The sequence below is a fragment of the Sulfitobacter sp. BSw21498 genome, from assembly GCF_006064855.1.
Classification (GTDB): Bacteria; Pseudomonadota; Alphaproteobacteria; order Rhodobacterales; family Rhodobacteraceae; genus Sulfitobacter.
In genome coordinates this window covers 140399-162443 of record NZ_CP040753.1, presented here as the reverse complement: position 1 = coordinate 162443, position 22045 = coordinate 140399, and the positions used below count along the sequence as shown (strand labels likewise).

Here is a 22045-nt window from a genome sequence, read left to right as displayed (position 1 = left end):
GCCGGATCGCTTGGCGCAGGTCTCCCCTTTCCTCCCCCTCATTGTCCCCTGCCCTTGTCTGCCAGCCCCCGCTGGTCTTGACCCGGCAGCCGTTCTTTGGCCTACTCGGACAACGCTGAAAAAGGTTTACCCATGTACACACCCGCCATTACTGGTAGCGGCATTTTTACGCCGGAACAGGTCATCACCAACGCCGAGCTGGTCAAGGCGTTCAACGCCTATGCCGATCTGTACAACCTCGAGCATGCCGCCGAGATCGAGGCAGGAGAGCTGCCTGCGAAAGAACATTCCTCGGAGGAGTTCATCGTCAAGGCATCTGGCATCGAGCAGCGCTATGTCATGGATAAAACGGGTATTCTTGACCCCAAAGTGATGCACCCGCTGCTGCGTCAGCGATCAGATCACGAACCCGGCCTGATGGCCGAGATGGCGCTGGATGCGGCGCAAAAGGCACTAAAACAGGCAGGCAAGACTGCCGCTGATGTGGATGCCGTAATCTGCGCCGCGTCGAACCTTGAACGGGCTTATCCGGCCGTCGCGATCGAAATCCAGCAGTTGCTGGGCATCAACGGCTTTGCCTTTGACATGAACGTTGCCTGTTCGTCGGCGACGTTTGGCGTCCAGGCCGCCGCTGACATGGTCCGGTCGGGATCGATCCGGTCGGCTTTAGTGGTCTGCCCTGAAATCTGTTCTGCCCACTTGGAATGGCGCGACCGGGACTGCCACTTTATCTTTGGCGACGTGGCAACGGCTGTGTTGATCGAACGCGCCGAGGATGCGGCTGGCCCCTATTTTGAAATCAAATCAACCCGTTGCGCGACCGAGTTTTCGAACAACATCCGCAACAACAACGGCTTTTTGCGTCGCTCGCGCCCCGATGGCGTGGCAGACCGGCGTGACATGCAGTTCATGCAAAACGGACGTAAAGTGTTCAAAGAAGTGCTGCCCATGGTCGCCGAACACATCGCCGGCCACATGGCCCACGAAGGGGTCGAAGCCGCGGACCTGAAGCGTCTCTGGCTGCATCAGGCGAACAAATCGATGAACGACTTTATCGGTCGCAAAGTGCTTGGGCGTGAGCCCGAAGCAGGCGAGCAGCCGAATATCCTGCAAGATTACGCCAACACATCTTCTGCCGGATCCATTATCGCGTTTTCAAAATATTCTGACGATCTGGTCGATGGTGATACCGGCCTGATCTGTTCGTTCGGGGCTGGCTATTCGGTAGGCTCCGTTCTGGTCCAGCGTCGCGGCTAGATTAGATGCGGCCCACCGTTCGTCGCCGCGACGGTGGGTCATTTCTGCAGCGGTCTGGACGGTTTCTTGATGGTTGCGCCAACTGGTACATCCCGATCTTGAACGCGGCGGCTGCCTGACGCTAAAGAGGGCCATGGCAAAGCTTTATTTTCATTATTCGACCATGAACGCGGGCAAATCGACCGTGCTGTTGCAGGCGGCGCATAACTATGTCGAACGCGGCATGGTGCCCTATCTGATGACCGCGAAATTCGACAATCGCGCGGGCGACGGGCGCATCGCGTCTCGCATCGGCATCGGGCATGAGGCCGACACCTTCGAGACAGGCGAAGATTTGCTGGCCAAGATTGAACAGCGTCTCGCCTCCGGCCCTTGCGCCTGCATCTTTATCGACGAGGCACAGTTTCTAAGCCCCGATCAGGTCTGGCAACTGGCGCGTGCGGTGGATGATCTGGGCGTGCCGATCATGTGCTATGGTCTACGCGTGGATTTCCGCGGTCTGCTGTTCCCCGGGTCTGCGACCTTGCTGGCACTGGCAGATGAAATGCGCGAGGTCCGCACAATTTGCCACTGCGGTAAGAAGGCGACGATGGTGGTGCGGCAAGATGCGCAGGGTGGCGCGATCAAGGAAGGCGCACAGGTGCAGATCGGCGGCAACGAGACCTATATCTCTCTGTGCCGCCGTCATTGGCGCGAGGCCGTGGGCCGTTAAACGAGGTTCGGAGGCGTTTCGCCCGCGACGCCAGCTTTCAAATTCTCAACCGCCATCATCCACATATCCACACGTACCTCCCGCGAGGACGTGCCCAAATGCGGCAATAGCACCACGTTATCCAGATCCCGCAACGCCTGCGGCACCTTGGGTTCAAATTCGTAAACATCTAGCCCTGCGCCACCGATGGTGCCGGCCTGAAGTGCCTTGATTAGGGCGGGTTCGTCCACGATATTGCCCCGTGCGATATTGATCAGATACGCATGGGGCTGCATCGCCGCCAGAACATCCGCGTTGATCAGGTGCTGGGTGTCGTCCCCACCAGGTACCGCGATGACGACAACATCAACCGCGGCCACCAAGCGTTTGAGGTCGTTAACGTGTTCAGCCGGATAGGCGACGCTTTTGGCACTGCGGCTAAAGTATTTCACGTCCATCGAGAAGCCGTAGTGACAGCGTCGCGCAACCGCTTGGCCAATCCGCCCCATCCCGACGATCCCGACGGTTTTGCCTGTCAGATGCATCCCGAGTAGCTGCGACGGCTCCCAGCCGGACCATTCGCCTGACCGCACCAGCCGTTCGCCTTCCCCCGCACGCCGCGCTGCCATCAGCATCAACGTCATCGCGATATCGGCCGTGGCATCTGTGACGGCACCGGGCGTGTTCGAGACCTGAAGCCCCGCCGCTTTCGCCGCATCCACATCAATGTGGTTATACCCTACCCCAAAATTGGCGAGCATTTTACAGCGCGGCATCCCCACCTTGCGAAAGACATCGGACGAAAACCGATCGCCCAAGGTGGCCAGCACCCCGTCATAGTCGCGCAGCGCGTCCTGCATCTCGGCGGCTGTCAGCGGGGCGCTGTCGTCACGGTAGGTCACATCAAAATCCGACAGGGCAGCATGTACTTCTGGCGGGGCGGGGCGGGCGATCAAGAGCTTGGTCAATGCAGGCGTCCTCCGTTCGGGGTGATTTGCGTGGGGCGCATCAACACGATCGCCCCGTTCTCATCTGGCACCCCAAGCACCAGCACTTCGGACATGAACGGCCCGATCTGGCGCGGGGGGAAGTTAACCACCCCCATCACCTGCGTACCGATCAAAGCGTCGGGCGTGTAATGCACCGTGATCTGAGCCGAGGTTTTGCGCTCTCCGATCTCGGGGCCGAAGTCGATCCACATCTTGATCGCGGGCTTGCGGGCCTCGGGAAAGGTTTCGGCACGGGTGACCGTCCCGACCCTAATGTCGACTTTCATAAAGTCGTCAAAGCTGATCTCAGCCATTCGAGAGCTCGCGCGAGCGATCAGCAGCAGCTGCCACCGCGCGCTTGAGCAAGACAGGGAAGCCGTCTGTCTCGTTCATCAACACGTCCAGCGCCGCCTGCGTGGTGCCGTTGGGGCTGGTGACGTTTACGCGCAGCTCGTCGGGGCCTTCGTCGGCGGATTTGGCCAGCGCCCCTGCCCCTGCGACCGTGGCCGTGGCGAGCTTCAGCGCCAGTTCGGGGCTGAGCCCTTGTGCGACGCCGCCTGCGGCCATTGCCTCGATCATGTGGAAAACATACGCCGGACCCGAGCCGCTGACCCCTGTCACCGCATCAATCTGCGCCTCTTCGTCCAACCGGACAACATCGCCCACGGCCGACAGCAGCTCTTCGGCCTCGTCCATGCCTTTGGCGTCTACATGGGCATTGCCGACGATCGCGGTGATGCCTTGGCTGATGGCAGCCGGTGTGTTGGGCATGGCGCGCACGATGGGCGTTTGTTCACCCAGCGTTTTCTCGAATGTCGCGATGGTGGTGCCGGCTGCAACGCTGACGAACACTGTCTTGCCGTTGCCCATGGCCTGCAACGTGGGCAGTGCGTCGCCCATCATCTGCGGCTTGACGGCGACAAGCACAACCGCCGGTTCTTTGGGCAGATCGACGTTCAACTGCACGCCCTGCTCTTTCAACCAATCAGAGGGTTTCGGATCGATAACATAAACCGAAGATGTCGGAAGCCCGCGTGCCAGCCAGCCAGCCAGCATCGCAGACCCCATCTTGCCACAGCCCAGTAGAACCAAACCGTCTTTGGCGATGCGCGTATCTTTCATATCGGTACCCCTAAATTAACGTTTCGGGGATACACCTATGCGTGGCCGTACGCCTCTGCAATGGCAACCTGAAGGGCTTGTCGGGGCGTCTGATCGCCCCAAACCGCCAGTTGCACCGCGGGATAATACCGTTCTGCGTTGGTCACAGCGGCGTTAATCATGGTATCAATCTGCTGCGCAGAGGCGTCCTGACCACCAGCAAGAACCAGCCCATAGCGGTACACCATCAGCTTTTGTTCCGGCCAATATGTGAATGCGCCGGTCCAGCACTGGTCGTTCATATCGTTCAACAGGTGGTACAGCACGGGCAGCTTTTCGGCAGGCGGGTCCATTTCAAACGTGCAAACAAGGCGCAGTGTTTCATCGTATGCCGACCACGCGAGGGTGATGGAATAGGTACGCCACTGCCCTTCGACAGCCATAGCGATCTGTTCATCCGAGATACGGTCGAAATCCCAATCATGGAACGCCGCAAGATTCTCTACGATGTCGATGGGGTGAATGTCTTCTTCAAGATACTGCTCTGTCAGGGCCATGTGGTCACCTCTTTCGATCCGGGTATTCATATGCGCAGGCACATCAATACATGGGTGCATCTACCATAATTCGCTGAAGTCATCAGCGACCTATACCAAATATGGTGCGCGTTACGCGACTATGAGGCAAGTCTTTTTCTGGGGGTAACCACGAAAGGTAGGGGATAACCTCAGTATCTTGTGGATAAATGCAGGATAAACCGCAATCTGTAGCGCCTGCCGCCCGAATGGCAGCAATCACGACAGAATCGCCACCCCAAAAACAAAGACACCCGCCGGAAGGGCGGGTGTGGGTCACATTTCTTACAAAGGCCGAAAAATCGGCGCAGGGCGTTACCCCTTGTTTTCCATCGCATCGAGCCGCGATTTCAGGGCTTCGTTCTCTTCGCGGGCCTTTTGGGCCATCGCACGGACCGCATCGAATTCTTCGCGGGTGACGAAATCACGGTCTGCCAGCCAACGGTCCAGCATCCCCTTCATCGCGGTCTCTGCTTCGGTTTTTGCCCCTTGGGCCACGCCCATGGCATTTGTCATCATCTGCGAGATGTCGTCGAAAATCTTGTTGCGCGTTTGCATGGTCATTCTCTCCTGATCGGCTGTTGGTCACTATATGGTGTGCAATGTGGCTTCTCGCAAGGTTGACTTCCGTTTGCGGTCAGGCTCAATCAGCGCATGAATGCAATGCTCCCCTTCCCCGACCTGTCACCCGAGATATTCTCGTTTACCTTATTTGGCATGACCGTCGCCCTGCGCTGGTATGCGCTGGCCTATATTGCCGGCATCCTGATCGGCTGGCGTATCGTTGTACGCGCCGTTGAGCGGCCTTCGCTTTGGGCGGGCAACACCCCCGTTATAACCAAGCAGCAAGTCGAGGATTTGCTGTTCTGGGTCATACTCGGCGTCATTCTGGGCGGACGTCTGGGGTATGTGCTGTTCTATCAACCGGGCTATTACCTTAGCAATCCGGCACAGATTTTGCGTATCTGGGAAGGCGGGATGTCGTTCCACGGCGGCGCGCTTGGGGTGATTTTTGCAGCCATCGCGTTTACCAAACGGCATGGCATCAGCACAATCTCCACCGGCGATGTCGTCGCTCTGGGCCTCGCGCCCGGCCTGTTTCTGGGGCGTCTGGCAAATTTCATCAACGCAGAGCTTTGGGGCCGCCCGACTGACCTGCCGTGGGGCGTGGCCTTTCCGACCGTGGCGGCGCAGGACTGTCCCAATATCGCGACGATCTGCGCGCGGCACCCTTCGCAATTGTACGAAGCGCTGCTTGAGGGGCTGATCCTTGGTGCGCTGCTGATCTATCTGGCATGGCGGCGCGGCGGGTTGAAATCCGAAGGGTTGATCGGGGGCGTCTTTCTGGCTGGATACGGGGCCGCGCGGTTTGCCGTTGAATTTGTGCGCCAACCCGATGCGCAATTCGTCAGCGCCGATAATCCGCTGGGACTGGCCTGGCATGTCGGCGGCTGGGGCCTGACCATGGGCCAACTGCTGAGCCTGCCGATGATCGCGATTGGACTGTTTTTCATTCTGCGGGCAAAGCGCAACGCATGACGACCCTGCGCGACACGATTCAGACCCGCATCGCGTCCAATGGACCGATGCGGATCGACGAATACATGGCCACCTGCTTGCTGCACCCAACGCAGGGGTATTACACTACCCGTGACCCCTTTGGCGCACAGGGCGATTTCACCACCGCCCCCGAAATCAGTCAGATGTTCGGAGAGCTGTTGGGCCTGTGTCTGGCGCAATGCTGGATCGCCCAAGGTGCACCCAAAGCCTTTACTCTGGCAGAGCTAGGCCCCGGTCGTGGCACCCTGATGGCAGATATGCTGCGGGCCGCGCGTAAAGTCCCCGGCTTTGCGGATGCCGCACAGATCACCTTGATCGAGGCATCACCGACGCTGCGCGATGTACAGGCCAAGACGCTTGCCGGACATCAGGTGACCTGGGCTGATGGCACTGCCGACCTGCCCGACCAGCCCCTGTATTTGGTGGCAAATGAATTCTTCGACGCGCTGCCTATCCGCCAGTTTGTCCGCGGGGAAACATCGTGGCGCGAACGGCAGATTGGGCTGGCCGACGGGGCACTGACCTTTGGCTTGGGTCCAGAATTGCCGCAGCCAGCATTAGCCGACCGGCTGGCGGATACCACGCCCGGTGATCTGGTAGAGGATTGCACCCAGCTTGCCCCACTGCTGCACCCTGTGTCTGACCGGATCGCAGCCCATGGCGGGGCCGCGCTAATCGTCGACTATGGCGATTGGCACAGTCTGGGCGACACGTTGCAAGCTTTGCAGGGGCACGAAAAGACCGATCCGCTGACAGCACCGGGTCAGGCCGATTTGACAGCGCACGTCGATTTTGAAAAGCTTGCCCTAGCAGCGGCTCCGGCCAAGCACACACGTATCACCCCGCAAGGTGTTTTTCTTGAGCGCCTCGGGATCACGCAACGCGCACAAACCCTTGCCAAGGGCATGACAGACGACGCGCTGAACAGCCATATCGCCGCACATAAACGCTTGACGCATCCGTCAGAAATGGGAAATTTGTTTAAAGTGATGGGGATTTACCCGCCGCACCAGAACCCGCCCCCAGGATTGGAACCATGACGCTGGAAATACTCACCTCCGATAGTCTGGGCGATGTGCGCCACGGATTCTTCACCCGTCGCGGGGGCGCGTCGTCTGGTGTGTTTGCGGGGCTGAACTGCGGAGTTGGCAGTTCGGATCAGCGCGAGATCGTAGAGATTAACCGCGCCCGCGTCGCTGACGCGATGGAGGTCGCGCCGGATCATCTGGTCGGCGTGCACCAGATTCATTCAGCGACTGTGGTCAGCGTCACTGTCCCCTTGAATGAAAAGCCCCGCGCCGATGCCTTGGTCACGGCAACACCGGGCTTGGCGCTGTCGATCCTGACCGCCGATTGCCAGCCTGTTCTATTCCACGACAGCGAAGCCGGCGTCATCGGGGCCGCACATGCAGGATGGCGCGGCGCGCTGGACGGTGTGTTGACCGCAACCGTCGATGCGATGGAAGACCTAGGGGCGACACGCGAAAATATCACTGCTGTAATCGGCCCCTGCATCAGCCAGCGCGCCTATGAAGTCGGTCCAGAGTTCATCGATGCCTTTTTGGCCGAAGACCCGACATACGCCCGCTATTTCGCCAACGGCACAGACGGCCGCATGCAATTTGACCTTGCTGGCTTTGGCCTGAACCGTCTGCGTGCGGCGGGCGTGGGCCATGCGGAATGGACGCGGCACTGCACCTATAGCGACGCGGATCGTTTTTATTCCTATCGTCGCAGCACGCACGCGAAAGAAGCCGATTATGGCCGCCTGATCGCAGCGATCGTGCTCTAGCACTCTGAAATTGGGCGGCAATGTGACAAACACCTGCCCAATTTTCGCCGCACAAACGGCTTGTCCCCACGCCAGACCACGCCATTTTTCTACCTGAGGTCCTAATTTTAAGGGCCCGCAGCGTTTTCAGCCGCGTGTCGCAAAGCTGCTCAAATCCGCTACAAATTTTCGGCTTTTTTTCCTTAAACGCCCCATCCATGCCCAAAATCATTTGCATATTGATCCTAACGAACGGGCACTGCCCATAGACAGTAGGATACAGAGCATGAAAACCAACGCACGCTTCATCAAATCGGTTATCGACGCTTCCAACAAAGAAGGCGTCGCCCTGCCTTGGTCCCGTGGCACACGCCGCGCTGCTTTCATCGCAAAGCGCGCTGCCACGCAATCGCACCAAAAGGCCGCCTGAGCTTCACAGGGCTGGCAAGACGTATCGCGCCCTGCAGCGGCTCGACCGGCGCGACAGCCTTTTCTGTCGACCTAGGCGGCGCACCCACTGGTCTGGCCACACGCCTTACGCGCAGGGTGCCACGCGCCCATTCATCTGGATCGCACATGCTTCAGCGGGGGTGAGAAACATGGAATCGATCATCTAGAGGCCATATCATGACATTACACACTGCCCCTGATTTCATCCCCTCCAATACACACACGCCGTATTCGCAGACGGCCTCTCGTTCGGTTCTGCGCGATGCCCGTGCGCGATCGGGTGGCCGCACCCGGGCCTATGAAATCGCGGCATTGCGACCGGACGGAACTGTCATTGTCACCGAAGGCTACGCCCCTGCAACCCCGCTGTTCGAAGAACCGTTTTCGGCTTTTGCCCGCGGCACATTGATCCGTACGCCCCAAGGCGAAACCCCTGTCGAAGACCTATGCCCCGGCGACCGGATCGTACGCGCCGACGGAACCGAGGCCCCCCTGCTGTGGATCGGATCAAGCAAATTTGTTCCCGCCGATACTGGTCATCGCACCCCTTGGGTGCGGGTGATGGCGGATAGTCTGGGGCTGTCACGTCCGTCCAGTTTCCTGACCTTCGGTCCTGCCGCACGCATTCTACACACGCCACAAAACTTGCGCGGCGCGGCAACAGGACACAAAGTCTTTACCCTGATGCGCGATCTCGTGGACGGCGTAAATATCATCGAGATCCAGCCCCCCACCCCCGTCCGGCTGTATCATCTGGGTTTGGCGCGCCATGCAGCCATCAGCGTGAGCGGCCTCGAGATGGAAACATTCCACCCCGGCCCCGCCACGATCGCGGCCCTGCCGCTGCATCAACGCGATGCATTTCTGTCGATGTTTCCACATATCGGCGCGGCAACGGGTTTTGGCCCGCTGTGTTACCCGCGGGCGTAAGGCCGAAGTTGGGCGTTCTATCTTGGGCGAAACGCCTTAGGGCGCGTTTTTCAGACGGCTTTCCAGCACATCAAAGGGCACACCCGGTTCGTCCTTGGCCGGCCGGATCACAAGGCTGGTCTTGACGCTTTCGACATTTGGGGTGGTCAGCAGTTGGCCCGTTAGAAAGCTCTGAAAGCTAGACAGGTCCGGTGCAACGCATTTCAGCAGGAAATCCACCTCGCCGTTCAACATATGGCATTCGCGGACAAGCGGCCAGTTGCGGCATTTTTCCTCAAAAGCGGTTAGATCAGTTTCAGCCTGGCTGGCCAGTCCGACCATCGCAAACACCTGTACCTCGAACCCGAGTTCGCGCGCATTTACGTTGGCATGATAGCCTCGGATATAGCCGCTTTCCTCGAGGGTTCGGACCCGACGCAAGCACGGCGGTGCAGAGATGCCGACGCGTTTCGCCAACTCGACGTTGGTCATGCGTCCATCTGCCTGCAATTCGGCTAAAATTTTCCGATCAATCGGATCAAGCCGCGTCCCTGCCATAATACCCCCATAGGATTTTCAATTGTTATAGCACCAACAACGTTGGACGCAATAATCTTTCGCCGGTGCGCAATGTTCTGAATTCAAGCAAAAATCAACCGCATTTTCGATGACGGTGATCTTTGCATGGCGGATATGCAAACTTGGGGTTTAAGGCAACACGAGCGGCGTCTATATCGGTTGGAACGCAACATATTATATACCCTGGGGTTCTTTATCATGGCCGAAACACGCGAAACCAAGCTCTTGATCATCGGCTCCGGCCCTGCGGGATACACTGCGGGCGTTTATGCCAGCCGCGCAATGTTGAACCCGATCCTTGTGCAAGGCATCGAACCGGGCGGGCAGTTGACCACCACAACCGAGGTCGAAAACTGGCCCGGTGACAGCGAGGTTCAAGGCCCTGACCTGATGATCCGCATGCAGGACCACGCCAAGGCGATGGGAACCGAAATCATCGGCGATATCATCACCGATCTGGACCTGTCCAGCCGCCCCTTCCACGCCAAAGGCGACAGCGGCACAACCTATGTTGCCGATGCGGTGATCCTTGCGACGGGTGCGCGTGCGAAATGGCTGGGACTGGAAACCGAAGAGAAGTTTAAAGGCTTTGGCGTTTCGGCCTGTGCCACCTGTGACGGCTTTTTCTATCGCAATCAGGAAATTGTGGTTATCGGCGGCGGTAACACCGCCGTAGAAGAAGCGCTGTTCCTGACCAACTTTGCGTCCAAGGTCACGCTGATCCACCGTCGCGACGAGTTGCGCGCCGAGAAGATCCTGATCGACCGTCTGATGAAAAACCCCAAGATCGAACCGCTGTGGTTCCACCAGCTGGACGAAGTCTATGGCACCGACGCGCCGCTTGGCGTTGAAGGTGTGAAGGTCAAACATGTGGAAACTGGCGAGATTACCGACATCCCCTGTAAAGGTGTGTTCGTCGCCATCGGCCACGCGCCCGCGAACGAATTGGTCAAGGATACGCTGGAAACGCATATGGGCGGCTATGTCGTCACCAAGCCTGACAGCACTGAAACCTCTGTGCCGGGCGTTTTCGCCGCTGGCGATCTGACCGACCATAAATACCGTCAGGCTGTGACCAGCGCTGGCATGGGCTGCATGGCCGCGCTCGAGGCTGAACGATTCCTCGCAGAGGTCGGCGACGACTCCGGCAAGGACACATCTCTGCCGCTTGGCTATGGGGCCGAGGTAAAAGACGACGCATAACGTTCGCCCTGAATGGCATTTGCTGGGATAAGATTGGCTTTTCCCAGCAAAAAACACGTCACTGTCCGTAATTCGCCATAAACCGGCGGCAAAGGTTGCCTAGCCTAAGCTGGGCGGTCTATCAGCCCGAATATCCGAATTTGAACCCAAAATATTGCGAGACGCCCATGCAAACGCCCAACCTTGCTCCGATCCCTGAACTTTATGTCTCTTACGATTCGGCGCAAAAGCTGAAGGTGGAAGCTGGCGATCTAGTCAGCCATGACCTGACGCCGCGCCAGATCTGCGATCTAGAGCTGCTGATGAACGGTGGCTTTAACCCTCTTAAGGGTTTCTTGACCGAAGAAGACTATGACGGTGTTGTCGAAAACATGCGTCTGGCGGACGGGTCGCTTTGGCCGATGCCGATCAACCTTGATGTGTCGGAAAAATTCGCTGAAGGGCTCGAGCTTGGGCAGGACATCGCGCTGCGCGATCAGGAAGGCGTGATCTTGGCGGTGATGACCGTCACCGACCGTTGGGTCCCGAATAAGGCCCGCGAGGCAGAGAACGTGTTTGGCGCGGACGATAGCGCGCATCCGGCGGTGAACTATCTGCACAACACCGCGGGCAGCGTCTATCTGGGCGGTCCCGTGACCGGCATCCAGCAGCCGGTACACTATGATTTCAAGGCGCGTCGCGACACGCCGAACGAGCTGCGCACCTATTTCCGCAAGATGGGCTGGCGCAAGGTTGTGGCCTTCCAGACCCGCAACCCCCTGCACCGTGCCCACCAGGAACTGACCTTCCGCGCCGCACGCGAAGCACAGGCGAACCTGTTGATCCACCCCGTTGTCGGCCTGACCAAGCCCGGCGATGTAGACCACTTTACCCGCGTGCGCTGCTACGAGGCAGTGTTGAACAAATACCCTGCCGCCACTACTGCGATGAGCCTTCTGAACCTTGCGATGCGCATGGCCGGCCCGCGCGAGGCCGTGTGGCACGGTCTGATCCGCAAGAACCACGGCTGCACCCATTTCATCGTGGGCCGCGACCACGCGGGCCCCGGCAAGAACTCTGCCGGTGACGATTTCTATGGTGCCTATGACGCTCAGGACCTGTTCCGTACCCATGAGGAAGAAATGGGCATTGAAATGGTCGACTTCAAACATATGGTTTGGGTGGCCGAGCGCGCGCAATACGAGGCGATTGACGAGATCGATGACAAGGATGACATCACCATCCTCAACATCTCGGGCACAGAGCTGCGCCGCCGTCTGCAGGAAGGGCTGGAAATCCCCGAGTGGTTCTCCTTCCCCGAGGTGGTCGAAGAGCTGCGCCGCACCAAGCCCCCGCGCAACAAGCAGGGCTTTACGGTCTTCTTCACCGGCTTCTCCGGTTCGGGGAAATCGACGATCGCCAACGCTTTGATGGTCAAACTGATGGAGATGGGCGGCCGTCCCGTCACGCTGCTGGATGGTGATATCGTCCGTAAGAACCTGTCGTCGGAACTGGGCTTTAGCAAAGAACACCGCGATCTGAACATCCGCCGCATCGGCTATGTCGCGTCCGAGATCACCAAGAACGGCGGCATCGCCATCTGCGCGCCCATTGCGCCTTACGCCACCACCCGCCGCGCCGTGCGCGAAGACGTGGAAAGCTTTGGTGCCTTCGTCGAGGTGCATGTCGCCACCTCCATCGAGGAATGCGAACGCCGCGACCGCAAGGGTCTGTACAAGCTGGCCCGCGAAGGCAAGATCAAGGAATTCACAGGGATTTCAGACCCCTATGACGTCCCTGCCGACCCCGAGCTGCGCGTCGAGACAGAAAATGTCGACGTCGACAACTGCGCGCATCAGGTGCTGCTCAAGCTGGAAAGCATGGGGCTGATCAAGGGGTAAACCTTCGTCGCACCGATCCTACAAAGGCCAGCCTCGACGGGCTGGCCTTTTTCGTTGGTGCCGGTGAACTTTGCGCACAAAAAAGGCCGCGAACTCGCGACCCTTTTCGTCAAAATTTAACTGTTACTGCTTAATGCACCATCACGGGCGCATAGTCGTGATCGCGCGCAAGGCTAAACGCAAGCTTGCGGTCACCGACCAGCGCCAGCTGCTGCCCTTCGGCGTCATGCACGGCGTAAAGCTGTTTCAGCCCTTCCGCCTGCTCGCGCACCTCTAGGGGAAGGTCGGACACAGCGATCATCTTGACGTAGACGGTGCGATCTTGGACATGCGTTTCTTCGTTATGCATTTTATTCCCCTTTTCTGATCTTGATGGTCTGAACGACCTTTTCGGGTTTGGCGCGGGTCAGATCTACATGAAGCAGACCATTCTCAATCAGCGCTTCACCGACGTCTACGCCATCTGCCAGCACGAAAGACCGCTGGAACTGTCGCGCCGCAATACCGCGGTGCAGAAAGATACGCTCGTCTTGCGCGTCGACCTGCCGGCCACGGATCACAAGCTGTCTATCCTCAACGGTTATCGACAGATCTTGTTCCGCAAAACCTGCAACCGCAAGCGTGATGCGATAACTATAATCGGAAGTTTGTTCGATATTGAACGGTGGATAGCCTTCGTTTCCGGCCTTTGCCGTACGTTCCATCACCCGTTCCAACTGTTCAAAACCCAGCATATGCGGGTATGAAGCCAGCGTTAATTTGGTCATAAGACACGTCCTTTAGGATAAGCGACAGTCAGTCATCTGGCCCCGCAATCGGCGACCTGTTTCAAATATGGGGGGCAAGGGGGCAGGACGCAAGGGCTATGCCTTTGATTTGCAAACGCCTATATTCACAAGCCTAGATATAGCAAGAATCAGCCAGCCTTATGAATCCTCCCTCCGATCTGTCGATGAAGAATGACGATGTCCTGCGTGTCGAGCTTGAGGTTTTCCGCCGCGAGCATCGCGATTTGGACGACGCCATTCACGCGCTGATCGACAAAGGCACCGGGGATCAACTGACGCTGCAGAGGCTGAAAAAACGCAAGCTGCGGATGAAAGACCTGATTGCGCAGATCGAAGACCGGCTGACCCCCGATATTACCGCATGACAGCGCCCGCCAGCGGATTGCCACGCGGGCGATCATGGCTATAGTGCGCGCTTCTTATACGCTCTAGCAAAGGCCCTTTTCATGGAAAATCCACCTGTCGGCATCATCATGGGCTCGCAGTCCGATTGGGCAACCATGCGCGAGGCAGCGACGCTGCTGGATGAACTTGGCATCGTTTACGAGACCAAGATCGTATCGGCACATCGCACGCCTGACCGGTTGTGGAGCTATGGCAAGACTGCCGCTGATCGTGGCCTGCAGGTCATCATCGCTGGTGCAGGCGGTGCGGCGCATTTGCCCGGCATGATGGCGTCCAAGACCCGCGTGCCCGTGATCGGCGTTCCGGTCCAGACAAAGGCGCTGTCGGGCGTCGATTCGCTTTATTCGATTGTACAGATGCCGCGCGGTTTTCCGGTCGCGACCATGGCAATCGGTGCGGCCGGTGCCGCCAACGCCGCGCTGATGGCGGCGGGTATTCTGGCGCTGCAGGACCCCGCACTTGCCGCCCGTCTTGATGCCTGGCGCGATGCGCTGAGCGCGTCCATCCCAGAGGAGCCGTCGAATGACTGAAGCATTGCAAACAGGCGCGACCATCGGGATTTTGGGCGGCGGACAATTGGGCCGTATGCTTGCCGTTGCAGCGGCGCGTCTCGGGTTTCGCACTCATATCTTTGAACCCGGTGCCAACCCGCCTGCGGGCGATGTCGCCCATGCGCTGACCACCGCCGGATATGATGATGTCGACGCGCTGACCGCCTTTGCCAAATCGGTTGATATTGTCACGTTCGAGTTCGAGAACATCCCAACTGACGCGCTGGACGTGATTGAAAATATTACCCCCATCCGTCCCAACCGCGAGGCCCTGCGGACCAGTCAGGACCGTTTGGTTGAAAAGCAGTTCCTTGAAGGCTTGGGGCTGACCGTTGCCCCCTTTGCCGATATCGCCAATGCGGCCGATCTGGATGCTGCGATGACGACCATCGGCGCGCCGTCGATTCTGAAGACCCGCCGATTTGGCTATGACGGCAAGGGCCAGTCGCGTCTGCGCAGCACGGATGATGCGGCGGGTGCGTTGGCAGATATGGCGGGTAATCCCGCCGTGCTCGAAGGGTTCGTGAACTTCACCGCCGAAGTGTCGGTCATTGCCGCGCGCAGCCCCTCGGGCGAGGTGGCCTGTTTCGATCCCGGTGAGAATGTGCACCGCGACGGCATCCTGCACACCACCACGGTCCCTGCCCGCCTGACCGCAGCGCAGCGCATGGACGCGGTACTTCTTGCCGCCAAGATACTGAATGCGCTCGATTATGTCGGTGTTCTTGGGGTCGAACTTTTCGTCACGCGACAGGGTTTCATCGTGAACGAGATCGCGCCACGGGTCCATAACTCGGGCCACTGGACGCAGAACGGCTGTGCGGTGGACCAGTTTGAACAGCATATCCGTGCCGTGGCCGGATGGCCGTTGGGCGATGGCAGTCGCTATGCCGATGTGGTGATGGAGAACCTGATTGGCGATGACATGGACCGCGTGCCCGAGCTGGCCAAACAGCGCGAAACGGCGCTGCATCTTTACGGTAAGGCGGATGTTAAACCGGGGCGGAAGATGGGCCATGTGAACATTGTCAAACGGCCAAGCTGACCCAGAACTTACCTGACAAACCGCGCCGCGATATCACCGGTCATATAGCTCACGCGCCCGCCCGCCATGGTCATGGCGACGCGGCGTGTTTGCGCATCCAACACCAGTAGATCGGCGCGTTTGCCTGTGGCGATTTCACCGCGATCCGACAGCCCCAGCACCGCCGCGGGACCGCCAGAGACCAGATGCCATGCCTGCGCCAAAGACAACACACCGCTGTCGGCCAGCATGAACGCCGCACGTCGTGGCGAGGGGTAGTGATAGTCGGACGCCAGGGCCGCGCCTACGCCCATCGTGATCAAATCCACCGCCGAGACATTGCCGTTATGTGATCCGCCGCGCACCACGTTGGGCGACCCCAGCACGACGTGATCCCCGCCCGCCGCTGCGGCTTCCGCAGCCTCCAGTGTTTCGGGGAACTCGGCGACGCGAACCCCGCGTTTGCGCCAGACTGCGCGGCCGTCGGCGGTAGTGTCATCGTGGCTGCCCATCTGGATGCCACGCCCTGCCAAAACTTTGCACAGCCAGTCCAGCGCACCGGGCACGTCCGCGCTTTGGGCATGTAAATCCTGCATCATTCGCAGGTGGTCATCGGGGTTACGCCCCGCCTTGAGCGCTTGGCCGACCATACGTTTGGGGACCTGCCCTTTCGCCAACCTGTCGTGAGGCAGATGGTCGTTGAACACGATATAGGACAGTCCCCAATCGGCCATACGCTCGGGTAGATCGGCGAAAAGGTCCAGTAGATGCGTTTCTAGCCGAAGTTGTCCGCGTAGATCGGTCACCAGCGTATCAGATACACTTTGGATCGCGCCGAACACTTGATCGGCAAACTCATATCCGCGCAAGCCGCCTTCCCAGCTGATGAATTGCGCAAGAACGGCGGTGGTGATCCCGTTGGCCGCCAGTTCTGCCTCGGCTGCGACCAGCCCTTCATGCATGGTTTTCATCGCACCGCGACGGGGGGCCAGATGCCGTTCGAACCCGTCACCGTGTACGTCTACGATTCCCGGCATGATGATATAGCCGCGCAGATCGACGCTGGCGGGTTGCGGGGTTTCGGTGATGCGCCCTTCGGAAACAGCCAGCGGACGGGCCTCTAGCGTTTGCGCACCCAAGACCTGTGCGCCGGTAAATTCAACGTTCAGCATCGTCAGCCTCTTGTCCCGGCAGGCAAGCCCCGTCGGGGCATCCAAATGAATCGAGCACGGCGTCCACGAACCCCAGCGACCGGTCGAATTTGCCCTTGTCCAGATAGGTCATCGTCTGGGCGATCACCGTGGGGTTCATCATCATGAAAGTATGCGTGACCGGCAGCATCAGAAAATCCCGCATGCCGTCGACCCGCGCGGATTGCACCGACACCTTGCCATCATCCCGCCCCGGCAGCAGCGACGAGAAATAGGGGTTCAGCGATTGCGTCCCCGCGATCACGCCCAGATCAAAGGTGACGGGCGGCAGGCGCAGCGGGAGCGAATTGTCGCCTGTGCCCATCTGCGCCCCTGCCGGACCGTTCATCCAGTCGAATGCCGCCAGATCGCCGAGCGTGTCCACAACTTCGCTGCCATGGTTGGGCGGGGCCAGCATGACCACACGGCCAACGCGGGCATCGCCCGTTTCGGCCACCCACTGCCGCAAGAGGATGCCGCCCATGGAATGGGTCACGAAATCGACCGATGCCGTACCGCAGGCAGCAACCGCATCGGGCAAGGTGCGGCGGGTCAGCTCTTCGACGGGGGCAGTGGTTGACGGGTAGCCGGGGCGCACGACGGTGTAGCCTTCGGTTTCCAGCGCGGCTTCCATCAAAGCGAATGACGTTTCTGTTCGGGCGAGCCCGTGCAAGAGCACCACGCAACGCCCCTCACCCGCCGTAGAAAGCGTTGACTGCGCCTGCGCCATGCCCGACAGCACAGCGAGCGAGAAAGTGATTGTGACCAGTGTTTTCATAGCTAGGGTCAAATAGACTGAAAACGCCGCATGTGAAATACTTTGACGCATGCGGCGCAAGATTGAGGGTAAGATGGCGGAAACTAGCCCGCGTTTGGCGGTACGGGCCGTGTTGGTCCATGACGGGCGGTTGCTGCTGGTCAACGCCTATCCTGACGGGAAAAGCGACCTCATGTGTGCGCCGGGCGGCGGGGTAGAAAAAGGCAGTTCTCTCCCCGATAATCTGATCCGCGAAGTCTATGAAGAAACCGGCCTGCGCATCCATGTGGGGACTCCCTGTATGGTCAATGAATTTCACGATCCTGCTGGCGACTTTCACCAAGTGGATATCTACTTTCGCTGCACGGTGATCGGCTCTGCTGGTGTGGACCCCGCGTGGCAGGATGCCGAAAAAATCGTGACCGACCGCCGCTGGGTTACGCATGACGACATGCACGCCCTTCGGGTCAAGCCGGACAGTCTCGCAAAGGTCGCATTTGACAGCGATCCGATCACTTACGACCCGTTGGAGCCGATCGTGCGCTGACCGCCAGCGCGATCCCACCAAGCACCAATGCGGTGGCGACAACAACCTTTGCCCCGAGCGGTTCGCCCAAGATCAAAGCGCCGGCAATGATCGCGATCACGGGCACCGACAGTTGCACCACCGCCGCCGTCGCCTGCGCCAGCTTTGGCAACACAGCATACCACAGCGCGTATCCCAGCCCAGAGGTCACCGCCCCGCACACCACGCCAAGCGCAATCCCTGCGGGTGTGTAGAAGGTTGGCTGCACAAGCAGCAGCACCGCAACCAGCGGGGTGCACATCACAAAGTTACCCGCGCTACCTGCCAGCGGGTCGGATGCGCCCCTGCCGATGATCGTGTAGGCCGCCCACCCTAGCCCCGCCGCGATCATCAGGGCTGCACCCAGCGGATCGACTGAAACTTCTTGAGATGGCCAGAGCACCAGCACCAATCCTGCAAAGGCCACCGCAGCCCCCAGCAACTTGCGCGGTGTCGGGGTCACGCCGAACAGCGCGCCATGGGTGAACATGGCGATTTGCACCACGCCGAAAAGGATCAGCGCACCCAGCCCTGCGTCCAGCGTGAGATAGGCGAGGGAAAAGCCGATGATATAGATCGCAAGCGTGATCGCCCCAAGCCCCTGCTGACGTCGTATCAGCGGCACCCGCCCGCCGCGTATCAGCACCAGCATGGCAAGCAGCACCGCGCCGGACAGCACCCGCACGACGGCAAAACCAGTGGGGTCTATATGCCCCCCTGCAATGGCAAAACGGGTCAGAATGGAATTGGCCGCAAAGGCGACCATCACAAGGGCGGTGAGGGAAAGAATACGCATGGCGTTTGCTTAGGCTACCGTTGCACGACGCACCACGAAAAAGGGGCGCATCTGGTGATGCGCCCCTTAATTCTGCTAGCACAAGGGCGTGAACGCCCCCGCAGCGTGATTTACATCATGCCGCCCATGCCGCCCATGCCACCCATATCGGGCATGCCGCCTGCACCGCCGTCTTTCGACGGTTTGTCGGCAACCATGGCTTCGGTTGTGATCAGCAGACCGGCAACGGATGCCGCGTCTTGCAGAGCTGTACGCACAACTTTGGCAGGGTCGATAACACCAAACTTGAACATGTCGCCATATTCTTCGGTCTGAGCGTTAAAGCCGAACTTCAGGTCGTCGCTTTCGCGGATTTTGCCGGCCACTACGGAACCGTCAACACCAGCGTTTTCAGCAATCTGACGCAGAGGCGCTTCGAGCGCTTTGCGAACGATGCTGATACCAACGTTTTGGTCTGCGTTGTCGCCTGTCAGTCCTTCGAGCTTTTTGCCCGCTTGAACCAGTGCAACACCACCACCAACAACGATACCTTCTTGAACAGCGGCACGTGTCGCGTTCAGGGCATCGTCAACGCGGTCTTTGCGCTCTTTTACTTCAACTTCGGACATGCCGCCGACGCGGATAACAGCAACACCGCCTGCCAGTTTGGCAACGCGTTCTTGCAGTTTTTCTTTGTCGTAGTCGGATGTGGTTTCTTCGATCTGGTTACGGATCTGAGCAACGCGTGCTTCGATCTCGGCCTTCTCGCCAGCGCCATCAATGATCGTTGTGAGATCTTTGGTGATGGTGACTTTCTTGGCAGAACCCAGCATGTCCATGGTCACGGACTCAAGCTTCATGCCCAGATCTTCGGAGATCACTTGACCGCCTGTCAGGATGGCAAGGTCTTGCAGCATGGCTTTGCGGCGATCGCCGAAACCAGGTGCTTTGACCGCTGCGATTTTCAGGCCGCCGCGCAGTTTGTTAACAACCAAAGTTGCCAGCGCTTCGCCTTCAACATCTTCTGAGATGATCAGCAGTGGTTTTTGCGACTGGATCACTTGCTCCAGCAGGGGAACCATTGGCTGCAGCGAGGAGAGTTTTTTCTCGTGCAGCAGGATGATCGCGTCTTCCAGTTCGACAGTCATTTTGTCGGAGTTGGTGACGAAGTAAGGGGACAGGTAACCGCGGTCGAACTGCATGCCTTCAACAACATCGGTTTCTGTTTCCAGACCTTTGTTTTCTTCGACGGTGATCACACCTTCGTTGCCGACTTTCTGCATCGCGTCTGCGATCTGACGGCCGATTTCTTTCTCGCCGTTTGCAGAGATGGTGCCGACTTGGGCCACTTCGTCGCTGTCGTTGACAGGGCGCGCCGCTGCTTTAATCGCTTCGACGACTTTCAACGTGGCCAAATCGATGCCGCGCTTCAGGTCCATCGGGTTCATGCCAGCGGCAACCGATTTCATGCCTTCTTTAACGATGGCTTGGGCCAGAACGGTTGCGGTTGTTGTACCGTCACCCGCTTCGTCGTTGGTCCGGGAAGCAACTTCCTTAACCATCTGTGCGCCCATGTTTTCGAACTTGTCTTCCAGTTCGATCTCTTTGGCTACGGATACACCGTCTTTGGTGATGCGTGGTGCGCCAAAGGATTTGTCGAGCACAACGTTGCGGCCTTTGGGGCCCAGTGTGACTTTGACGGCATCAGCAAGGATGTTCACACCCTTAAGCATCTTGTTTCGGGCGTCGGTCCCGAATTTTACGTCCTTAGCAGACATAGTGTCTTCTCCTAAATTCTTGTTTTGATGTCAGCGTGTCGTGGGTGGGGCGCATGGCCCCGTCTGTCCTGAAATCAGGACAAGATCCCCATGATGTCGCTTTCTTTCATCATCAGAAGCTCTTCGTCGTCGAGCGTGACTTCTGTACCGGACCACTTGCCGAACAATACTTTGTCACCGACTTTTACAGCCATTTCGATCAACTCACCGCTGTCCTTGCGTGCGCCTTCGCCACAAGCAACGATTTCGCCCTCGGCGGGCTTTTCTTTTGCGGAATCAGGGATGATCAAGCCACCCTTGGTTTTTTCTTCGCTTTCGGTGCGACGCACCAACACGCGGTCGTGTAGCGGTTTTAATGCCATCTTTCAGCTCCTTAAGGCTCAAAGTTATTCTCCCAAGCCGTCCCTCCGGTCGAGGGATCTGGCTATTAGCACTCAGGCCCGCCGAGTGCTAACGAGGGATAGCTAAGCGCGTCATCGACACTAGTCAACCACGGTAATTTGAAAAATTTTAAGCAACCCGCGCCTTGCAAAGCAACGCTAGTCAGCGCCCAACACACGGCCTGCAGCTGAAACGGCGTCGGCACCTGTTGGGGTCAGGCCGTATACGCCTGTCTCGATCTTTTCAAACCACCCATAATGATTGTCGCGCATCATGGCGGTTGCCCGCTGAACCCCGGCTTCGCGGGCGACATGCGCGCCCTTGCTGGCCCCTGCCTCGAACAGATACATCGCGAGCTTCAGCGCATCTTGGCGGTAGGCGGTGACCAGCCCTGCCCGCGTTTGCCCCCCGTCATTCGGGTCGCCCTGCCGGCGCGCGAATTCGCGTAGCAGCCGTGCCTGCTGTTTCGCGTTCTTGCGCGGCGCATAAGGCCCCGGATCGCAGTGCACTTCGACCAACCCGTCGTTCAGCCGCACGGTGATCAGCCCTAACCCCAAACGCCGCGCCAGCGCCGTGTTGTCCTTTGTCGCCTTCGCAAACCGTTTACCGGGCTGACGCGCGACAGCCAGATAGACGTCATCACTGACGGACAGGCGCGCGATACATTGATGAAACAGCGTCAGGCTAAAGCCGAGCTTCAGTTCTACCACCACCGGCGGCTCTGCCCCCCGTACGGCCACGACATCCGCCGCGCCCACCTCGGATTTAACGACATAACCCTGATCCTCCAGAAAGGATTTGATCGGCGGGTAAAGGTCGGTTTCGCGCGGTTTTGTCATAAACGCAGTGCTACCAGCTTTGCCCCG

Annotated in this window: 27 protein-coding genes; 13 read left to right on the top strand and 14 right to left on the bottom strand. The window is 58.9% G+C overall.

Annotation, left to right across the window (positions count from 1 at the left end):
- The first annotated feature begins 132 nt into the window (after window positions 1-132).
- Both E5180_RS00925 and E5180_RS00920 read left to right on the top strand, forming a co-directional pair.
- A complete protein-coding gene (locus E5180_RS00925) occupies window positions 133-1257 on the top strand; it encodes a beta-ketoacyl-ACP synthase III (protein ID WP_138922747.1) in 1125 nt (374 codons plus the stop codon).
- A 133-nt stretch (window positions 1258-1390) separates the two neighbouring features.
- Window positions 1391-1969 (top strand): thymidine kinase, encoded by a 579-nt coding sequence (locus tag E5180_RS00920; protein WP_138922746.1) that lies wholly within the window; start codon window positions 1391-1393, stop codon window positions 1967-1969.
- Here E5180_RS00920 and E5180_RS00915 read toward each other — a convergent pair.
- The 5 genes from E5180_RS00915 to E5180_RS00895 form a co-directional block, all read right to left on the bottom strand.
- Window positions 1966-2916 (bottom strand): 2-hydroxyacid dehydrogenase, encoded by a 951-nt coding sequence (locus E5180_RS00915; RefSeq protein ID WP_138922745.1) that lies wholly within the window; start codon window positions 2914-2916, stop codon window positions 1966-1968. The two genes, E5180_RS00920 and E5180_RS00915, sit on opposite strands and share 4 nt — an antisense overlap.
- Entirely contained in the window at window positions 2913-3251 is a 339-nt protein-coding gene (locus tag E5180_RS00910) for a tRNA-binding protein (RefSeq protein ID WP_138922744.1), read from the bottom strand. Before E5180_RS00910 ends, E5180_RS00915 begins: the two co-directional genes overlap by 4 nt.
- Window positions 3244-4059, bottom strand: a complete 816-nt coding sequence (gene proC, locus E5180_RS00905) for a pyrroline-5-carboxylate reductase (protein ID WP_138922743.1) — start codon at window positions 4057-4059, stop codon at window positions 3244-3246. Before proC ends, E5180_RS00910 begins: the two co-directional genes overlap by 8 nt.
- Before the next feature lie 35 nt (window positions 4060-4094).
- On the bottom strand, window positions 4095-4595 hold the full coding sequence (locus E5180_RS00900) for a YbjN domain-containing protein (RefSeq protein WP_093731921.1): 501 nt from the start codon (window positions 4593-4595) through the stop codon (window positions 4095-4097).
- Between the two features lie 333 nt (window positions 4596-4928).
- Window positions 4929-5171, bottom strand: coding sequence for an accessory factor UbiK family protein (locus E5180_RS00895; protein WP_093731947.1), 243 nt, complete (start codon window positions 5169-5171; stop codon window positions 4929-4931).
- A 96-nt stretch (window positions 5172-5267) separates the two neighbouring features.
- Between E5180_RS00895 and lgt the strand changes: the two genes are divergently transcribed.
- From lgt to E5180_RS00875, 5 genes are all read left to right on the top strand, one after another.
- Window positions 5268-6152 carry a prolipoprotein diacylglyceryl transferase gene (lgt, locus tag E5180_RS00890; protein ID WP_138922742.1) on the top strand — a complete coding sequence of 295 codons (885 nt, stop codon included), beginning with the start codon at window positions 5268-5270 and terminating at the stop codon, window positions 6150-6152.
- Window positions 6149-7213, top strand: coding sequence for a class I SAM-dependent methyltransferase (locus E5180_RS00885; RefSeq protein ID WP_138922741.1), 1065 nt, complete (start codon window positions 6149-6151; stop codon window positions 7211-7213). Before lgt ends, E5180_RS00885 begins: the two co-directional genes overlap by 4 nt.
- Window positions 7210-7965, top strand: coding sequence for a peptidoglycan editing factor PgeF (gene pgeF / locus E5180_RS00880; RefSeq protein WP_138922740.1), 756 nt, complete (start codon window positions 7210-7212; stop codon window positions 7963-7965). The genes E5180_RS00885 and pgeF overlap by 4 nt, the downstream gene beginning before the upstream one ends.
- Before the next feature lie 265 nt (window positions 7966-8230).
- A complete protein-coding gene (locus E5180_RS15660) occupies window positions 8231-8374 on the top strand; it encodes a hypothetical protein (protein WP_171048880.1) in 144 nt (47 codons plus the stop codon).
- 197 nt (window positions 8375-8571) lie between these two features.
- Complete coding sequence (locus E5180_RS00875) at window positions 8572-9324, top strand: Hint domain-containing protein (RefSeq protein WP_138922739.1); 753 nt, start codon at window positions 8572-8574, stop codon at window positions 9322-9324.
- Window positions 9325-9360: 36 nt separating this feature from the next.
- Here the strand turns inward: E5180_RS00875 and E5180_RS00870 are convergent, their stop codons facing one another.
- Entirely contained in the window at window positions 9361-9861 is a 501-nt protein-coding gene (locus E5180_RS00870) for an Lrp/AsnC family transcriptional regulator (RefSeq protein WP_138922738.1), read from the bottom strand.
- Window positions 9862-10080: 219 nt separating this feature from the next.
- On the opposite strand from E5180_RS00870, the gene trxB reads away from it, so the two are divergent.
- Together trxB and E5180_RS00860 are read left to right on the top strand one after the other, a co-directional pair.
- Window positions 10081-11085: a thioredoxin-disulfide reductase gene (gene trxB / locus E5180_RS00865; RefSeq protein WP_093731915.1), complete on the top strand. Its 1005-nt coding sequence runs from the start codon at window positions 10081-10083 to the stop codon at window positions 11083-11085.
- 167 nt (window positions 11086-11252) lie between these two features.
- Window positions 11253-12965 carry a bifunctional sulfate adenylyltransferase/adenylylsulfate kinase gene (locus E5180_RS00860; protein ID WP_138922737.1) on the top strand — a complete coding sequence of 571 codons (1713 nt, stop codon included), beginning with the start codon at window positions 11253-11255 and terminating at the stop codon, window positions 12963-12965.
- A 130-nt stretch (window positions 12966-13095) separates the two neighbouring features.
- Here the strand turns inward: E5180_RS00860 and E5180_RS00855 are convergent, their stop codons facing one another.
- Complete coding sequence (locus tag E5180_RS00855) at window positions 13096-13314, bottom strand: DUF1150 family protein (protein ID WP_009825186.1); 219 nt, start codon at window positions 13312-13314, stop codon at window positions 13096-13098.
- Window position 13315: 1 nt separating this feature from the next.
- Window positions 13316-13732, bottom strand: coding sequence for an Hsp20 family protein (locus tag E5180_RS00850; protein ID WP_093731913.1), 417 nt, complete (start codon window positions 13730-13732; stop codon window positions 13316-13318).
- Between the two features lie 161 nt (window positions 13733-13893).
- Between E5180_RS00850 and E5180_RS00845 the strand changes: the two genes are divergently transcribed.
- The 3 genes from E5180_RS00845 to E5180_RS00835 all read left to right on the top strand — a co-directional run bounded on the left by E5180_RS00845 (window position 13894) and on the right by E5180_RS00835 (window position 15754).
- On the top strand, window positions 13894-14118 hold the full coding sequence (locus E5180_RS00845; protein WP_138922736.1) for a YdcH family protein: 225 nt from the start codon (window positions 13894-13896) through the stop codon (window positions 14116-14118).
- Between the two features lie 81 nt (window positions 14119-14199).
- A complete protein-coding gene (gene purE, locus E5180_RS00840) occupies window positions 14200-14688 on the top strand; it encodes a 5-(carboxyamino)imidazole ribonucleotide mutase (protein WP_171048879.1) in 489 nt (162 codons plus the stop codon).
- Window positions 14681-15754 carry a 5-(carboxyamino)imidazole ribonucleotide synthase gene (locus tag E5180_RS00835; protein WP_138922735.1) on the top strand — a complete coding sequence of 358 codons (1074 nt, stop codon included), beginning with the start codon at window positions 14681-14683 and terminating at the stop codon, window positions 15752-15754. The genes purE and E5180_RS00835 overlap by 8 nt, the downstream gene beginning before the upstream one ends.
- An 8-nt stretch (window positions 15755-15762) precedes the next feature.
- Here E5180_RS00835 and E5180_RS00830 read toward each other — a convergent pair whose 3' ends face one another.
- Together E5180_RS00830 and E5180_RS00825 are read right to left on the bottom strand one after the other, a co-directional pair.
- Window positions 15763-16905, bottom strand: coding sequence for an alpha-D-ribose 1-methylphosphonate 5-triphosphate diphosphatase (locus tag E5180_RS00830; protein WP_138922734.1), 1143 nt, complete (start codon window positions 16903-16905; stop codon window positions 15763-15765).
- The gene (locus tag E5180_RS00825) at window positions 16892-17701 is read right to left on the bottom strand and encodes an esterase/lipase family protein (RefSeq protein ID WP_138922733.1); all 810 of its coding nucleotides are present in this window, start codon (window positions 17699-17701) and stop codon (window positions 16892-16894) included. Before E5180_RS00825 ends, E5180_RS00830 begins: the two co-directional genes overlap by 14 nt.
- Before the next feature lie 49 nt (window positions 17702-17750).
- On the opposite strand from E5180_RS00825, the gene E5180_RS00820 reads away from it, so the two are divergent.
- Window positions 17751-18227 carry an NUDIX domain-containing protein gene (locus tag E5180_RS00820; RefSeq protein WP_138922732.1) on the top strand — a complete coding sequence of 159 codons (477 nt, stop codon included), beginning with the start codon at window positions 17751-17753 and terminating at the stop codon, window positions 18225-18227.
- Here E5180_RS00820 and E5180_RS00815 read toward each other — a convergent pair.
- The 4 genes from E5180_RS00815 to E5180_RS00800 form a co-directional block, all read right to left on the bottom strand.
- Entirely contained in the window at window positions 18193-19041 is an 849-nt protein-coding gene (locus E5180_RS00815) for a DMT family transporter (RefSeq protein ID WP_138922731.1), read from the bottom strand. The two genes, E5180_RS00820 and E5180_RS00815, sit on opposite strands and share 35 nt — an antisense overlap.
- Before the next feature lie 110 nt (window positions 19042-19151).
- Complete coding sequence (gene groL, locus E5180_RS00810; protein WP_138922730.1) at window positions 19152-20798, bottom strand: chaperonin GroEL; 1647 nt, start codon at window positions 20796-20798, stop codon at window positions 19152-19154.
- Window positions 20799-20872: 74 nt separating this feature from the next.
- Window positions 20873-21160: a co-chaperone GroES gene (locus E5180_RS00805; RefSeq protein WP_138922729.1), complete on the bottom strand. Its 288-nt coding sequence runs from the start codon at window positions 21158-21160 to the stop codon at window positions 20873-20875.
- 177 nt (window positions 21161-21337) lie between these two features.
- Window positions 21338-22018, bottom strand: coding sequence for a DUF2161 domain-containing phosphodiesterase (locus E5180_RS00800; RefSeq protein WP_138922728.1), 681 nt, complete (start codon window positions 22016-22018; stop codon window positions 21338-21340).
- Window positions 22019-22045 lie beyond the last annotated feature (27 nt).

Bases quoted from the DNA above. Each gene is read 5' to 3' on its own strand.
- E5180_RS00805 (WP_138922729.1), bottom strand. From the start codon at position 21,160: ATGGCATTAAAACCGCTACACGACCGCGTGTTGGTGCGTCGCACCGAA.
- E5180_RS15660 (WP_171048880.1), top strand. From the start codon at position 8,231: ATGAAAACCAACGCACGCTTCATCAAATCGGTTATCGACGCTTCCAAC.
- E5180_RS00920 (WP_138922746.1), top strand. From the start codon at position 1,391: ATGGCAAAGCTTTATTTTCATTATTCGACCATGAACGCGGGCAAATCG.
- purE (WP_171048879.1), top strand. From the start codon at position 14,200: ATGGAAAATCCACCTGTCGGCATCATCATGGGCTCGCAGTCCGATTGG.
- E5180_RS00870 (WP_138922738.1), bottom strand. From the start codon at position 9,861: ATGGCAGGGACGCGGCTTGATCCGATTGATCGGAAAATTTTAGCCGAA.
- pgeF (WP_138922740.1), top strand. From the start codon at position 7,210: ATGACGCTGGAAATACTCACCTCCGATAGTCTGGGCGATGTGCGCCAC.
- E5180_RS00830 (WP_138922734.1), bottom strand. From the start codon at position 16,905: ATGCTGAACGTTGAATTTACCGGCGCACAGGTCTTGGGTGCGCAAACG.
- E5180_RS00845 (WP_138922736.1), top strand. From the start codon at position 13,894: ATGAATCCTCCCTCCGATCTGTCGATGAAGAATGACGATGTCCTGCGT.
- E5180_RS00910 (WP_138922744.1), bottom strand. From the start codon at position 3,251: ATGGCTGAGATCAGCTTTGACGACTTTATGAAAGTCGACATTAGGGTC.
- groL (WP_138922730.1), bottom strand. From the start codon at position 20,798: ATGTCTGCTAAGGACGTAAAATTCGGGACCGACGCCCGAAACAAGATG.
- E5180_RS00850 (WP_093731913.1), bottom strand. From the start codon at position 13,732: ATGACCAAATTAACGCTGGCTTCATACCCGCATATGCTGGGTTTTGAA.
- E5180_RS00885 (WP_138922741.1), top strand. From the start codon at position 6,149: ATGACGACCCTGCGCGACACGATTCAGACCCGCATCGCGTCCAATGGA.
- lgt (WP_138922742.1), top strand. From the start codon at position 5,268: ATGAATGCAATGCTCCCCTTCCCCGACCTGTCACCCGAGATATTCTCG.
- E5180_RS00815 (WP_138922731.1), bottom strand. From the start codon at position 19,041: ATGCGTATTCTTTCCCTCACCGCCCTTGTGATGGTCGCCTTTGCGGCC.
- E5180_RS00925 (WP_138922747.1), top strand. From the start codon at position 133: ATGTACACACCCGCCATTACTGGTAGCGGCATTTTTACGCCGGAACAG.
- E5180_RS00900 (WP_093731921.1), bottom strand. From the start codon at position 4,595: ATGGCCCTGACAGAGCAGTATCTTGAAGAAGACATTCACCCCATCGAC.
- E5180_RS00855 (WP_009825186.1), bottom strand. From the start codon at position 13,314: ATGCATAACGAAGAAACGCATGTCCAAGATCGCACCGTCTACGTCAAG.
- trxB (WP_093731915.1), top strand. From the start codon at position 10,081: ATGGCCGAAACACGCGAAACCAAGCTCTTGATCATCGGCTCCGGCCCT.
- proC (WP_138922743.1), bottom strand. From the start codon at position 4,059: ATGAAAGATACGCGCATCGCCAAAGACGGTTTGGTTCTACTGGGCTGT.
- E5180_RS00895 (WP_093731947.1), bottom strand. From the start codon at position 5,171: ATGCAAACGCGCAACAAGATTTTCGACGACATCTCGCAGATGATGACA.
- E5180_RS00820 (WP_138922732.1), top strand. From the start codon at position 17,751: ATGCGGCGCAAGATTGAGGGTAAGATGGCGGAAACTAGCCCGCGTTTG.
- E5180_RS00835 (WP_138922735.1), top strand. From the start codon at position 14,681: ATGACTGAAGCATTGCAAACAGGCGCGACCATCGGGATTTTGGGCGGC.
- E5180_RS00825 (WP_138922733.1), bottom strand. From the start codon at position 17,701: ATGAAAACACTGGTCACAATCACTTTCTCGCTCGCTGTGCTGTCGGGC.
- E5180_RS00860 (WP_138922737.1), top strand. From the start codon at position 11,253: ATGCAAACGCCCAACCTTGCTCCGATCCCTGAACTTTATGTCTCTTAC.
- E5180_RS00875 (WP_138922739.1), top strand. From the start codon at position 8,572: ATGACATTACACACTGCCCCTGATTTCATCCCCTCCAATACACACACG.
- E5180_RS00800 (WP_138922728.1), bottom strand. From the start codon at position 22,018: ATGACAAAACCGCGCGAAACCGACCTTTACCCGCCGATCAAATCCTTT.